This window comes from Geodermatophilus tzadiensis, assembly GCF_003002915.1.
GTDB classification, from domain to species: domain Bacteria; phylum Actinomycetota; class Actinomycetes; order Mycobacteriales; family Geodermatophilaceae; genus Geodermatophilus; species Geodermatophilus tzadiensis.
In genome coordinates this window covers 231,845-244,580 of record NZ_PVTG01000002.1, presented here as the reverse complement: position 1 = coordinate 244,580, position 12,736 = coordinate 231,845, and the positions used below count along the sequence as shown (strand labels likewise).

The 12,736-nt window shown below is 75.3% G+C and carries 13 protein-coding genes; 7 read left to right on the top strand and 6 right to left on the bottom strand.

Annotation, left to right across the window (positions count from 1 at the left end):
* Positions 1 to 2 precede the first annotated feature (2 nt).
* Positions 3 to 791 (top strand): enoyl-CoA hydratase/isomerase family protein, encoded by a 789-nt coding sequence (locus LY71_RS04215; protein ID WP_106275703.1) that lies wholly within the window; start codon positions 3 to 5, stop codon positions 789 to 791.
* Positions 792 to 853: 62 nt separating this feature from the next.
* Here LY71_RS04215 and LY71_RS04210 read toward each other — a convergent pair whose 3' ends face one another.
* The gene (locus LY71_RS04210) at positions 854 to 1,699 is read right to left on the bottom strand and encodes a siderophore-interacting protein (RefSeq protein ID WP_106275702.1); all 846 of its coding nucleotides are present in this window, start codon (positions 1,697 to 1,699) and stop codon (positions 854 to 856) included.
* Positions 1,700 to 2,001: 302 nt separating this feature from the next.
* On the opposite strand from LY71_RS04210, the gene LY71_RS04205 reads away from it, so the two are divergent.
* Genes LY71_RS04205 through LY71_RS04195 form a run of 3 tightly spaced genes read left to right on the top strand, consistent with a single transcriptional unit; the run spans position 2,002 to position 4,222 of the window.
* Positions 2,002 to 2,847, top strand: a complete 846-nt coding sequence (locus LY71_RS04205; RefSeq protein ID WP_106275701.1) for a hypothetical protein — start codon at positions 2,002 to 2,004, stop codon at positions 2,845 to 2,847.
* Between the two features lie 2 nt (positions 2,848 to 2,849).
* On the top strand, positions 2,850 to 3,446 hold the full coding sequence (locus tag LY71_RS04200) for a phage holin family protein (RefSeq protein WP_211297133.1): 597 nt from the start codon (positions 2,850 to 2,852) through the stop codon (positions 3,444 to 3,446).
* Between the two features lie 38 nt (positions 3,447 to 3,484).
* Positions 3,485 to 4,222: a DUF3618 domain-containing protein gene (locus LY71_RS04195; protein WP_106275700.1), complete on the top strand. Its 738-nt coding sequence runs from the start codon at positions 3,485 to 3,487 to the stop codon at positions 4,220 to 4,222.
* Positions 4,223 to 4,325: 103 nt separating this feature from the next.
* Here LY71_RS04195 and LY71_RS04190 read toward each other — a convergent pair whose 3' ends face one another.
* From LY71_RS04190 to LY71_RS04175, 4 genes are all read right to left on the bottom strand, one after another.
* A complete protein-coding gene (locus LY71_RS04190; protein ID WP_106275699.1) occupies positions 4,326 to 5,501 on the bottom strand; it encodes an acyl-CoA dehydrogenase family protein in 1,176 nt (391 codons plus the stop codon).
* 172 nt (positions 5,502 to 5,673) lie between these two features.
* Complete coding sequence (gene budC / locus LY71_RS04185; RefSeq protein WP_106275698.1) at positions 5,674 to 6,447, bottom strand: meso-2,3-butanediol dehydrogenase; 774 nt, start codon at positions 6,445 to 6,447, stop codon at positions 5,674 to 5,676.
* Positions 6,448 to 6,496: 49 nt separating this feature from the next.
* Positions 6,497 to 7,384 (bottom strand): arginase family protein, encoded by an 888-nt coding sequence (locus tag LY71_RS04180; protein WP_106275697.1) that lies wholly within the window; start codon positions 7,382 to 7,384, stop codon positions 6,497 to 6,499.
* 50 nt (positions 7,385 to 7,434) lie between these two features.
* On the bottom strand, positions 7,435 to 8,997 hold the full coding sequence (locus LY71_RS04175; protein ID WP_245887655.1) for a phospholipase D-like domain-containing protein: 1,563 nt from the start codon (positions 8,995 to 8,997) through the stop codon (positions 7,435 to 7,437).
* Positions 8,998 to 9,159: 162 nt separating this feature from the next.
* Between LY71_RS04175 and LY71_RS04170 the strand changes: the two genes are divergently transcribed.
* Entirely contained in the window at positions 9,160 to 9,591 is a 432-nt protein-coding gene (locus LY71_RS04170; protein WP_106275696.1) for an ATP-binding protein, read from the top strand.
* 14 nt (positions 9,592 to 9,605) lie between these two features.
* On the opposite strand, the gene LY71_RS23950 is transcribed toward LY71_RS04170, so the two are convergent.
* The gene (locus LY71_RS23950) at positions 9,606 to 9,758 is read right to left on the bottom strand and encodes a hypothetical protein (protein WP_245887653.1); all 153 of its coding nucleotides are present in this window, start codon (positions 9,756 to 9,758) and stop codon (positions 9,606 to 9,608) included.
* A 246-nt stretch (positions 9,759 to 10,004) separates the two neighbouring features.
* On the opposite strand from LY71_RS23950, the gene LY71_RS23945 reads away from it, so the two are divergent.
* Both LY71_RS23945 and LY71_RS04160 read left to right on the top strand, forming a co-directional pair.
* Positions 10,005 to 10,523: a helix-turn-helix transcriptional regulator gene (locus tag LY71_RS23945; protein WP_245887652.1), complete on the top strand. Its 519-nt coding sequence runs from the start codon at positions 10,005 to 10,007 to the stop codon at positions 10,521 to 10,523.
* A 168-nt stretch (positions 10,524 to 10,691) separates the two neighbouring features.
* Complete coding sequence (locus LY71_RS04160) at positions 10,692 to 12,014, top strand: DUF2254 domain-containing protein (protein WP_106275695.1); 1,323 nt, start codon at positions 10,692 to 10,694, stop codon at positions 12,012 to 12,014.
* Positions 12,015 to 12,736: the final 722 nt, after the last annotated feature.

Here is a 12,736-nt window from a genome sequence, read left to right as displayed (position 1 = left end):
CCGTGCCGGAGCACCTGAAGGTCACCCGCGACGGCGCGGTCGCCGTCCTCACGATCGACCGCTCGGAGAAGCGCAACGCGCTCACCGCCGGCATGTGGGCCGCGCTGCCCGGCGTGCTGGCCGGGCTGGCCGAGGACCCGGCCGTGCGGGTGCTGGTGGTGACCGGCGCCGGCCCGACCTTCTGCGCCGGCGCCGACATCGGCGACCTGCTCGGCGGGCCCGACAGCGCGGACCCCATGGCCCAGCTGCGGCGGGACAACCTCGCCGCGCAGGCGGCGCTGCGCGACTTCCCCCGCCCGACCATCGCCATGGTGCGCGGGCACTGCATCGGCGGCGGCGTCGAGCTGGCCACCTGCTGCGACCTGCGCTTCACCGACCCGACCGGCGTCTTCGGCGTCACCCCGGCCCGGGTCGGCATCGTCTTCACCCCGACCTCGGTGCGGCAGCTGGTGCAACTGGTGGGCCCGGCGACGGCCCGCTACCTGCTGTACTCCGGCGAGCTGCTCGACGCCGAGGCCGCGCTGCGCACCGGCCTGGTCGACCGGCTGCTGCCCGCCGGCGACCTGGCCGGGGAGGTGCGCCGGTTCGCCGAGGTGCTCGCCTCCCGCTCCGCGCTGAGCCAGCGGGCGGCCAAGGAGGTCGTCGCGGCGCTGGCCGCCGGCCGGGACGACGACGCCGTCGAGGAGCTGGCGGCGCGCTGGTACCGGGAGACGGCGGCCAGCGGCGAGCTCGCCGAGGGCGTGGCCGCGTTCACCGAGCGCCGCCCGCCGCGGTTCCCCTGGTCCCCCTGAGGCGCGGCCCTCCTGCAGGGGCCCGCCGCGAGCCTGCGAGTGGCGGGGGGCAGGAGGATCCTTCACCAGGCGACGGTCAGGCCCTGCTCCTCGGCCTCGACCGCGGCGTTCCACTCGCGCTTCTCGGCCTGCCACCGGTCCTCGGTGCGGCCCAGCCGCCAGTAGCCCGACACCGACATCCGCTCCGGCCGCACGCCCAGGCCGGTGCGCAGGAAGCGCCGCAGCTCGCGGACCGCGCCGGCCTCGCCGTGCACGAACGCGTGGACGTCGCCCGCGGGCAGGTCCGCGCCGCAGACGGCGGCGACCAGCGCCACGCCCGGCGCCGCGCCGCGGTGCACCCAGGTGAGCGTCACGCCGGGGCCGGTGGCGAGGTCCTGCTCCTCCTCGGGGCCGTCGACCTCGACGAACGCCTCGGCCCGGGCGCCGGCGGGCAGGGCCTCGAGCGCGGCGGCGATGGCCGGCAGCGCCGTCTCGTCGCCGGCGAGCAGGTGCCAGTCGGCGTCGGCGGCCGGCGAGTAGGCACCACCGGGTCCGAACAGCTGCAGCGTCTCCCCCGGCCGGGCCGCCGCGGCCCAGGGGCCGGCGACGCCCTCGTCACCGTGCAGGACGACGTCGACGGTCAGCTCGCCGGCGTCGGCGTCCCAGGAGCGCACCGTGTAGGTGCGGGTGACCGGCCACTGCTCGCGCGGCAACCGTGCCTGGACGTCGTCGACGTCGAAGGGCGCGCCGTAGGGCGCGCCGGGCGGCGGGAAGAGCAGCTTGACGTAGGAGTCGGCGTGCTCGGGGGCGAACCCGGCCAGCCCGTCGCCGCCGAGGACGACGCGGACGGTGTGCGGCGTCACCCGGGTGGTGCGCAGGACGGTCCCGGTGCGGGGCGTCCGCCTGCGGCGGGGGCGGTCGTCGGCCATGGCTGCTCCTCGAGATCAGGGAAGGCTCACCTTACTCGTCACGACCGGGAGCTCCGGTGCCGTTTCCGGACCCGACCGTCCGGGTAGGCGCTGGCCAGCGGGAACGGCAGCGTGGCCGGCGCCGCGGACGGTCCCCGGACCAGCCGCCCGGCCACCTCTCCGCACCGCGCCCGACCGGCTGCGCCCGCTCCCCCGGACCCGCGCTGACCTGCACACGAACCGGCGACGACCGTCGCCGGGATGTGTGGGTGATCGCCAACTGGGTAGCGCCAGCCCCGACCGAGATCCACTCAGGAGGAACGATGACCCACTCCATCGACGCCCCCCTCCCGCCGCCGCCCTCCTCGGGCGCGACCGGCTACGGGGACACGAGTACGACCTCGACCAGCACCGGCTCCCCCTCGACCACCGACGTGGCCAAGGACGAGGCCCGCAACGTCGGCCAGACGGCCAAGGAGGCCGGCAGCCAGGTCGCCTCGACCGCCGCGGACCAGGCGAAGAACGTCGTCGCCGAGACCCGCTACCAGGCACGGAGCCTGGTCGAGCAGGGCCGCACCCAGGTGCGCCAGCAGGCCGTCACGCAGCAGCAGAAGGCCGGCCAGAGCCTGTCGAGCCTGGCCGAGCAGCTGCGCGGCATGGTCGCCGGCAACGCCCCGGCCCCCGGCCCGGCCCGTGACCTGATCGAGCAGGGCGCCGGCAGGGTCGAGGAGTTCGCCTCCTTCCTGCAGAACCGCGAGCCGGCCGACCTGCTCGACGAGGTCCGCTCCTTCGCCCGCCGCAAGCCGGGCACCTTCCTGCTCGGCGCCGCCCTCGCCGGCGTGCTCGCCGGCCGGCTGACCAGTGGCGTCAAGGCCGCGCACACCGACGACACCGGCTCGTCGCGGCACTCCGCGGCCCACCTGGCGCAGGCGCAGAACACCTACCCGCAGGGCAACTACGTGGACCCGGCGCCGAGCTACTCCGGCTACGAGACCACCACCACCGGCTACGAGACCACGACGAGCGGCTACGGCCAGTCGGCGGCCACCACCGGCGCCCCGCTGCCCCCGCCGCCGTACGGCACGGTCCCGCCCGAGGGCAGCGTCGTGCCGCCGGCCGCGCCCGCCGGCTGGGACGACCCGACCCGCCGCCCGGGGACGGGGGTCTGACCGTGAGCTCCCCCTACTCCGGCGCCACGCCGGTGGGCGGCTCCGGCTCCGGCTACCCGCCCGAGCCGCCGCAGGCCAACTACGCCGTGCCGCCGACCGCCGAACAGGGCTACGCCGGCTACGAGCAGACCACGGGCTACGAGCAGTCCTCGGCCTACGACCAGGGCTACGGCGCCCACGCCGGTGAGCGCGGCACCCCGATGACCGAGACCGGTCGCCCCGACGTCGAGGGCACCTCGGTGGGCCAGCTCATCAGCGAGGTCACCACGGACCTCTCGGTGCTCATGCGCCAGGAGCTCGCGCTGGCCAAGGCCGAGCTCACGGTCGAGGCCAAGAAGGCGGGCCAGGGCGCGGGCGCGTTCGGTGCGGCGGGCTTCGCCGGCTACATGGTGCTGCTGTTCCTCTCCTTCGCCCTGTGGTGGGCGCTGGAGAACGTCATGGACGCCGGCCTGGCCGCGCTCATCGTGGCGGTCCTCTGGGGCGTCATCGGCGCCATCGCCTTCGTGATCGGGCGCAAGAAGTTCCGGCAGGTCAACCCCAAGCCCGAGCGGACCGTGGACACCCTCCAGCAGGTCCCCGGCGCCCTCAAGCCCAACTGACCCCGCGGCTGCGGCCGCCTCCCCTCCCTGGAGCAGACATGACCAGCAGCAGTGACCCGGACGTCATCCGGCGACAGATCGAGGACACTCGGCGCGAGCTCAGCTACGACGTCGACGCCCTCAACGAGAAGGTCAACCCCGCCCGCGTGGTCGACCGGCGCATGGCCTCGGCCAAGGGCCGCTTCGCCAACGTCAAGGACCGTGTCATGGGCTCGGCCCACGACACGCGCTCCTCGGCCCGCGGCACCACGCAGGGCGCGATGAGCTCGGTGCAGGGCACCGCGCAGAACGCGGTCGGCTCGGTGCAGGGCGCGGCGAGCAACGCGGCCGGCACCGTGCAGGACGCCGCCTCGCAGGCCGCCCACGCCGTCCAGCAGGCCCCCGACGCGGTGGTCCGCCAGACGCAGGGCAACCCCCTGGCCGCCGGGCTGATCGCCTTCGGCGTCGGCTGGCTGGTCTCCAGCCTGCTGCCCGCCTCCGAGCGGGAGAAGCAGCTGGCCCAGCAGGCCGAGGCCGCCGTGCGCGAGCACAAGGACGAGCTGCTGCAGCCGGCCAAGCAGGCCGCGCAGGAGGTCGGCGAGCAGCTCCGGCCGGCCGCCGAGCAGGCCGTCCAGGAGGTCAAGGGCACCGCCCAGGACGCCGCCCAGACGGTCAAGCAGGAGGGCCAGTCGGCCGCGCAGGACGTGCAGGGCCAGGCCCAGCAGTCCCGCGACACCGTGCAGAGCCAGACCGGCAGCAGCTCCAGCAGCACGTCCGGCACGAGCAGCACCTACTGAGCACGGCCCTCCCGCCCGGGAGGACACCACCCACCGCGCCCCGCCGGGAACTCCCGGCGGGGCGCGGTGGCGTCCGGGGACGCCGTCCGCCGGTCGGCGGCCCTCAGACGAAGGCGCTCACGCCGGTGAGCGCGCGGCCCACGATCAGGCTGTTGATCTCGCGGGTGCCCTCGTAGGAGTACAGCGCCTCGGCGTCGGCGAAGTACCGCACCACGTCGTTCTCCAGCAGGATCCCGTTGCCGCCGAACAGCTCGCGGGCCAGCGCCACGGTCTCGCGCGCGCGGCCGGTGACGAAGGCCTTGGCCAGCGCCGCCTGCTCGTCGCGGAAGACGCCCTCCTCCTGCAGCTGCGACACCCGCACCGCCATGCCCAGGCTGGCGGTCACGTTGCCGGCCATGCGGGCGAGCAGGTCCTGGATCAGCTGGAAGCCGGCGATCTGCCGGCCGAACTGCCGCCGCTCCCTCGCGTAGGCGATCGCCGCCTCGAAGGCGCCCATCTGGCAGCCGACCGCGTTCCACGCGACGCCGCCGCGGGTCAGCTTGAGCACCCGGTTGACGTCGCGGAAGGAGTTGCCCTCGGCGAGCTTGTTCTCCGCCGGCACGCGGCAGCCCTCGAACACCAGGTCGGCGTTCTGCACCGTGCGCAGGGCGTACTTGCCCTCCATCTTGGTCGCGGTGAAGCCGGGGGTGCCCTTCTCCACGACCAGGGTCTTCACCTGGTCGTCGGCCACGTCGCGGGCGAAGACCACGACGACGTCGGCGAAGGTCCCGTTGCCGATCCACCGCTTCGCGCCGTCGACGACCCACTCGTCGCCGTCGCGGCGGCAGGTGGTCTCCAGGCCCTGGGCGACGTCGGACCCGCCGTGCGGCTCGGTCAGCGCGAAGGCGCCGATCTTCTGCAGCGACACCATGTCGGGCACCCAACGCGCCCGCTGCTCGTCGGAGCCCAGCAGCACGATCGACCCCATCGACAGGCCGTTGTGCACCCCGAGGAAGGTCGCCATCGACGGGTCGACCCGGGAGGCCTCCAGCGAGATGAAGCCGGTGAACAGGCGGGAGGCCCGCGGCCGGTGCTCCAGGTCGTAGCTGCGCCCGACCATCCCCTCCTCGGCGAACCGCGGGATGAGGTCCATCGGGAAGGTGGCGGTCTCCCACGACTCGTTGACCCGCGGCCGGACCTCCTCGTGCAGGAAGCGCCGGATGCCCAGCAGCTCCTTGCGCTCGTCCTCACCCAGCAGGGACTCGTAGTCGTAGAGGTCGCCGGGCAGCTCGTCGGTCATCGCAGGTCCTCCCGTCGGTGGGTGCGACCTCCCCTACCCGCCCGCGGCGCGGCGCAACTCGACCGCGGCCGTCGGGTGGGGGGCGGGTGACCGCCGTCGACCCCGTCGCGGACACGACCAGGCCGCGGGCGAGGTGGGCGAGCCCGGCCACCGGCCGGTCGGACGCCCACGCTCAGCCGTGCGGCTGGCCGGTGGAGGCGCTGGTGCCGCCGTCGACCGGCAGCACCGCGCCGGTGACGTAGTGGGCGGCGTCGCTGGCGAGGAAGAGCACGGCGGGGGCGACGTCGTCCGGCTCGCCGGGCCGGCCGAGCGCGATCCGGTCGCGGAACGGTGCCAGCGAGGCCTCGTCGCGGCCGACGCCCGCGGTGAGCTCGGTGAGGGTGAAGGCCGGCGCGACGGCGTTGAGCCGCACGCCCCTGCTCCCCCAGTCCAGCGCCAGCGAGCGCACGAAGTTGGTGACCGCGGCCTTGGTGGCGTTGTAGGCCGCCTGGCCCCAGTCGCCGCGCAGCCCCGACACCGAGGAGACCGACACGAGGTTGCCGCCGGAGCCCGCCAGGTGCGGCAGGGCGGCCTTGGCCAGGTGGAAGAACGCGTCGACGTTGGTGGCGCGCAGCCGCTCCCAGGCGTCGTCGGGCAGGTCGGTCAGCTCGCCGGTCTCGTAGCCGGCGGCGTTGCTGACGACGACGTCGAGCCGGCCGAACCGGTCGACGACGTCGGCGACCACCTGCCGCACCTGGGCGGGGTCGGAGACGTCGGCCGGCAGGGCCGCGGCACGCTCCGCGGGGACGCCGGCGAGCGCGGCCTCCAGCCGGTCGCGCCGGCGGCCGGTGACCGCCACGGTCGCGCCGGCGTCGAGGAACGCGCGCGTGATGGCCAGGCCGATGCCCGAGCCGCCGCCGGTGACGAGGACGACGGAGCCGGTGAAGTCGAAGGTCGCGGAGCCCATGGGCGGCACCTACCCGGCGCGCTGCCGCGGGAACGAGACGTCGGCGACGTCAGGCGAGGGCGTCGGCGAGCACCCGGACGAGCTGGCCGACGTCGCCCGGCCCCGCGGCGTGGTCGGGGTTGACCTCGGTGACGCACAGCCCGCGGAGCCCCGGGTCCGCGCACAGCCGGCGCAGCAGCCGGGCGACGACGTCGAGCGCCAGCCCCTGCCCGTGGTCGGGGACGTCGGCCAGCGGCAGGTCGAGGAACTCGACGACGTCGACGTCGAGGTGGACGAGGTGGCCGTCGCCGCCGGAGACGGCCGCCACCGCCGCGGCCGCCGCGCCCTCCGGGTCGGCGGCCACCCGGTCGGCCGGGGTGCACACCAGGCCGATCCGTGCCGCGGTCGTGGCGTCCGGCTCGACCGGGCGGACGCCCACCGCGCGCACCTCCGCCGCCTCGAGCAGCGGCCGCACCGGCCCGACGGCGAGCAGGTCCTCCTCGCACCCGGGCAGCGCGAGCACGTGGGCGAGCGCCATGGAGTCGCCGACGCCGGTGGGGTTGTCGGCCGGGGTGCGCAGGTCGACCCCGCCGTCGACGTAGACCAGCCCCGGCCGGAGCCCCGCGGCACGGGCGCCGGCGACGAGCCCGACGGTGGTGGTGCACTCGCCGCCGACCACCACCGGCAGCCGGCCCTCCCGCAGCGCAGCACCGGCGGCGTCGCGGACGGCGGCCAGGCCCGCGGCCACCCGCGCGGCGTCCCGCACCCGGCCCGCGGGCGCGCGACCCGCCGTCCACCGGGCGGGTGCGAAGAGCTCCCGCACGCGGACCCCCCGCCCCAGCGCGCCGGGCAGGCCGGCCGCCTCCAGCGCCGCCCAGGCCCGCTCCTGGCCCGGCCAGTGCGCGGCCGCGCTGGAGGGCGCCGCGAGGAGGTCGAGGAGGGGCCTGCCGCCGTCCACCCCCTCGTCCTACCGCACCGACCTCGGCCCTGTCGTCCTGCGGGGCGGCCTCAGCCCCGCTGGCGACGGCGGCGGCCGGCGAAGGCCTGCTTGACCCGGCGCCAGCGGTCGGGGGTGTGCTCGGCGTCGAGCAGCTCGGTCTCGGCGAGCAGTCGCTCGACCGGGTCGAGCTCGGGCGGCTCGAAGGGCACCAGCGAGCGCCCGACCGGCCGCACCAGAGAGTCGATCGCGCGCACCAGCGACCCGTCGCAGCGCTCGACGGCGGCGGCCACCTCGTCGGCGTCCACGCCCAGGTGCTCGCCGAGCAGCCGGTGGCGCAGCGCGAGCACCGCGGCCCGGACCTCGTGCTCGCGCGGGTCGCCGGTGCGGGCCTCGATCGACACGTCGCACTCGGTGTCCAGGCCCATCGACCGGTTGTTGAGGTTGGACGAGCCGATCCGCAGCAGCCGGTCGTCCAGGCAGGTCACCTTGGCGTGCACGTACACCGGCCGGCGCTCCTCGGTGACGGGGACCATCAGCCGGAACCGGTCGTACCGGTCGGCGCGGCGCACCAGGTCGAGCAGCTTGGCGCGGGCGGTGTCCATCGCCTTGACCTCGAGCCAGGCGGCGGCCGTCCGGGGGTTGAGGACGACGAACTCCGGCCCGTCCTCCTCCTGCAGCCGCTCGGCGATGGCCTCGGCGATGCGGCGGTTGGCGAAGTACTGGGTCTCGATGTAGACGGTCCGCCGGGCGGCGGCGATGACGGCGAGCCACAGCAGCTCGATCTCGTGCACCAGCTCGGTGCCGCCGTGCTCGGGGCGGGTCCGGGAGACGGCGACGTCGACGTCGGTGAGGAACGGCTCGACGTCGTCCGGCCAGCACGCCTCGACGTCGGTGACCGGCTCCAGGTGGTCGCCGGTGCCGCTCTCCCACCGCTCCCGGGCGAGGTCGCCGATGGCCCGCGCCGCCGGCCCGGACACCAGGCTGGTGACGTCGTGCCACGGGCCGCGCAGCCGGGTCGAGTGCGGCCGGTGGCGCAGCGGGTGCCGGGTGCGGTGCTCGGGGGTGTCCCAGCGGTCGGCGGTGACGTCGATGCCGCCGGCGAAGGCCAGGCAGTCGTCGATGACGACGATCTTCTGGTGGTGCGCGCCGCCGATCGGGTGGTGGGTGTCGACGGTGAGACGCAGCCGGTCGGGCGTGCGGCGGTCGAGCAGCACGAGCGGGGCCATCCGCCGGGTCAGGGCGACGACCATGCCGAGGTCCCACTGCAGCACGCCGATCTCCAGCCGCGGGTTGGCGGCCACCGCGCGCTCGAGGACCCGTCCGAGGCGGTCCTCGCGGGCGGGACCGGGGGCGCGCGGGTCCAGCCGGATGCGCGGGTCGAAGTCCCACCCGATGAACAGCACCCGGCGCTCGGCCCGGAGCACGGCCCGCTTGAGCGTGGCGAAGTAGTCGGCGGCGTCGACGAAGACGGCGTGCCGGTCGGCGCGCTCGATGCGCCAGCAGGTCTCGCCGGGCACCAGCAGGGCGTCGTCGGACGGCGCGGGCACGGGTCCCCTGCCGTCCGACCCGTGGGGCACCGGCACGGGGGGGACGCGGGCGGTCGTCCCGGCGGCGTCGGCGCTCTCGATCACCCCGCGAGTGTGCCGACCCGCGCAAGCACCTGCGGCACCTCTCCCCCTCGCGGGTGTCCCGGCGCTCCGGTGAGGGGCCGCCGGGTGCGAGGAGGAACCGGCCGGTTCGCGGGGCCGAGGACGGGGAACCGTCCCCGCGACACAGTCGGACGGGACGGGGAGATGGACCGAGAGCTCTGGCCTCGACGGCCGCGTCCCGAGACCACGGGACCCCACTACGAGTCGGAGGTCACCCGTCCGGCGGAGCTGCGGACCGTGCGCGCGCGGCTGCGGGCCTGGGTGTCGGACGGGGCCGGGGAGTCCGCCCCGGACGGGGCGGTCGTCGACGACCTGGTCGTCGCCGTCGACGAGCTGGCCTCCAACGGACTCCGGCACGGCCGGGCGCCGGTGCGGGTGCTGGCCGTCCGGACCGATCGATGGCTCCTGCTCGACGTCAGCGACGGCGACCCGCACCACGGCCCCGAGCCCGCCGTCGGCCGCGACCCCGCGCTGGGCGGCATGGGCCTGCGCATGGTGGCCCACCTGACCACCGACCGCGGCTGGACCGTCGCCGGCGACCGCAAGCACGTGTGGGCCCGGTTCCCCACCACCTGACGCCGGGGCCGCCGTCACCCGCGCTCGTGCGGCAGGGACCGCGCAGGGGAGGCGATGCCGGCGTCCGCGCCGTGCGCGCTGTCGCGGCGCCGCGGAGGACCCCCGTACCAGTCCAGGCACACCAGGGTGGCGTCGTCGCGCAGGTCACCCCCGGTCGCCCGGAGCATCGCGGCGCACCGCTGAGTCCGTCCGACCTGCCCTACCCGGCCGCAGAGCTGCCGACGTGGGCGGAGTGCTTCATCCCGGCCGGCCTCCACGAGGCCCTGGGCGTCACCCTTTTCGACGGAGGGCAGCGTCACGTCGGACACCTGGCGCTGCTCTTCAGCAGCAAGGAGCCGCCGTCCCCGGTCATGCGGCGTCGGTTGCACCAGCTCACTCCCGTTCTGGCACACGGGATCGACCCGTTGCGCTCGATGGCCGCGGCAGCGCGGCTGGTGCGGGGGGCGACCGCAGGCATGGTGCTCTGCCGCGATCGTGCCACCCGGCCACTGCCCGGCCTCGACGGCGACGCACTGCTCGCCGAGGGGTCGCCCGTCGTCAGCATCGCGCGCTCGTGCATCGACGACGGCCGGGTGTTCGCGTCCTTCCTGTGGCCCCGCGGAGGACGCCATGCCCCGGACGGGCACGTCCGCGTGACCGTCCTGGCCGCTCCCGGTGAAGCATCGGCACGCCTGCTCGGAACGGTCGTCCTCTCCCCCGTGACCCACCTGCGGGGGCTGACGCCGCGCGAGCTGGAGGTGCTCGGGCTGCTGGTCGACGGGTGTTCCAACCAGCAGATCGCCCGCGCGCTGGTCGTGGCCCCGCGTACGGTCGCTGCCCACCTCGAGCACGTCCTCGTCAAGCTCGATGCACCCACGAGGACGCTCGCTGCGGTGCGGGCCGAGCGCGAGGGCCTCTACGTGCCCCTGGTCCCGTCGCCCTGCCGGGCCTGAATCGGGCGTTCTGCCGATGGTGCTCTCCCGTCTGCCTCGGTTCCCTGGGAGGACCGGGCGGTCCGCGAAATCGCCGGGTCGAGCACGTCCGCATCCGCCCACTCGGAGGGAGACCATGACCGCGTACGAGTCGTCCACCCAGGCGGCGGGCCCGCAGGTCTCCAGCGCATGAGTTGGCTGCGGCTCCAGCGCCTCGTCCGCACCAGCCTGTGGCTGCTGCCGGTCGGCTGCCTGGCCGCGGGCGCCCTCCTCGCCGTCGGAACGCTCGCCGTGGACCGGGCGGCGGGCTACCGGCTCGTCCCGCAGAGCCTGACCGGGACGCCGTCCGACGCCCAGACGATCCTGTCCTCCTTCGCCACCGCCATGGTGTCGCTGACCAGCCTCGTCCTGACGGTCACCCTGGTCGCGGTCCAGCTGGCGATGGGCCAGTTCTCCCCCCGCATCGTGGGGGCGCTGCTCAACGACCGGTTCAGCCAGGTGGCGATCGGGCTGTTCGGCGCGACGTTCCTGGTCGCGGTGCTGACCCTCCGCGAGATCCGCGGCTCCGACACCGGCACCGTGCCCGGGCTGTCGATGCTGTTGTCCTACGTCCTGATGCTCGCCAGCATCGTCGTGCTCGTCCTGTTCGTGCACCACGCCGCCCAGGGCCTGCGGGTCGCGGGGCTGATCGACCTCGTCGGCGACCGGAGCCGCGAGTTCATCGTCCGCCAGCACGGTGAGCTGCCCGTCGTCACCGGCGGCGCGGACGAGATGGTCGCCGCGCAGCCCGGCAACGTGGTCCGCGTCGACCGGCCGGCGCTGGTCGCAGCGGCCCGGCAGGCGGACTGCGTGCTGGAACTGGTCCCCGTCGTCGGGGACTTCGTCGTCGGCGGCGCGCCGCTCCTCCGGGTGCACCCGGACACCCGGTCGGGGGCCAGCGCCGACGGCCGCCCGGCCGGTCGACTCCGGGCCGCCGACGTCACCCGTCACGTCCTGCTCGGCCCGGAGCGCGTGCACACCGAGGACCTCGCCTACGGCTTCCGCAAGCTCGTCGACATCGCCGTGCGGTCGATCGCACAGCCGTTCAACGACCCCACGACGGCGGTCCAGGCGCTGCACCGACTGCACGACCTGCTGCGCCAGATGGCCGCCCGCCCCCTGCCCTGCGGTGAACACCGCGACGAGGACGGCGTGGTGCGCCTGACCGAGCGGACCGTCAGCTGGGACGGCTACGTCCGGCTGGCCTTCGACGAGATCCGCCTGGCCGGGGCGTCGGAGCCACAGGTGACCCGGAAGCTGTGCGCGGCGCTGGCCGACCTCCAGGGCGTGGCACCGCCGGACCGGCAGGAGCCGCTGGACCGCCAGCTCAGGCTGCTGGACGCCGCCGTCCGGCGCGCCCACGAGGACGAGGAGGACGTCGTCGCAGCGCTCACCCCGGACACCGAGGGCATCGGGTCGGGGGCCGACGTCACCGCCGCGCCACCACCTCGGGCGGCTCCCGCACCGTACTGAGCCGGCCAGGTGCCGGCCTGACCATCATCGGGGTCAGGAGCCGGGCCTCCCGCACTGCTCCTGAGCAGGACCTGCTGGGCCACAGCCAGATGCGCGCGACGACGGCAACCTCGACCGCAACCAGAGACGACTCAGGCCGTCCTCCCGGAGGAGGACGGCCTGGTCATGAGGGTGGAGCTGAGGGGACTCGAACCCCTGACCCCCACACTGCCAGGGAGGCCGGTGGATGCTCGGAGGGGTCCACCAAGGTCCGTCCATGCAGGTCAGGTCGCTGTGTGGTCGGCGACGGACGCTCGCGAACAACCCTGAACGCCGCACTCTGGCCACCGTCGTGGCACCACGCGCAGGCTTCTTGAACGACGCGTCACCTGACCGACGTACCGCGACGGCGGCTCCGTGACATGAGATCGGGCGAAGGCGGGACCTCCTGGCCCCGGTCACGTTCGGGGGTTGCCCATCGTCCGCCGTCATGCCGTCTGCGCTGGTCACAGCGCTGCAGCGTCCGCCGTCGTTCGACCGGGTACCGGCTCGTCCGGACCGCACTGCTGTACCGGTCGCGGGTCCGGACGAGCGGGATCCTCGGGACCCTGCCCGCCGTCCCCGTCGCGGCGCATCCGGCAGGTTGGGGTGCGACTGCCAGGCGCCGTCGATCCGGAGCGCTCCTGACGGCTGCACGACCGTCCGCCGGTCTCGTCACGAGCCAGGATCGTCGACAGAGGACC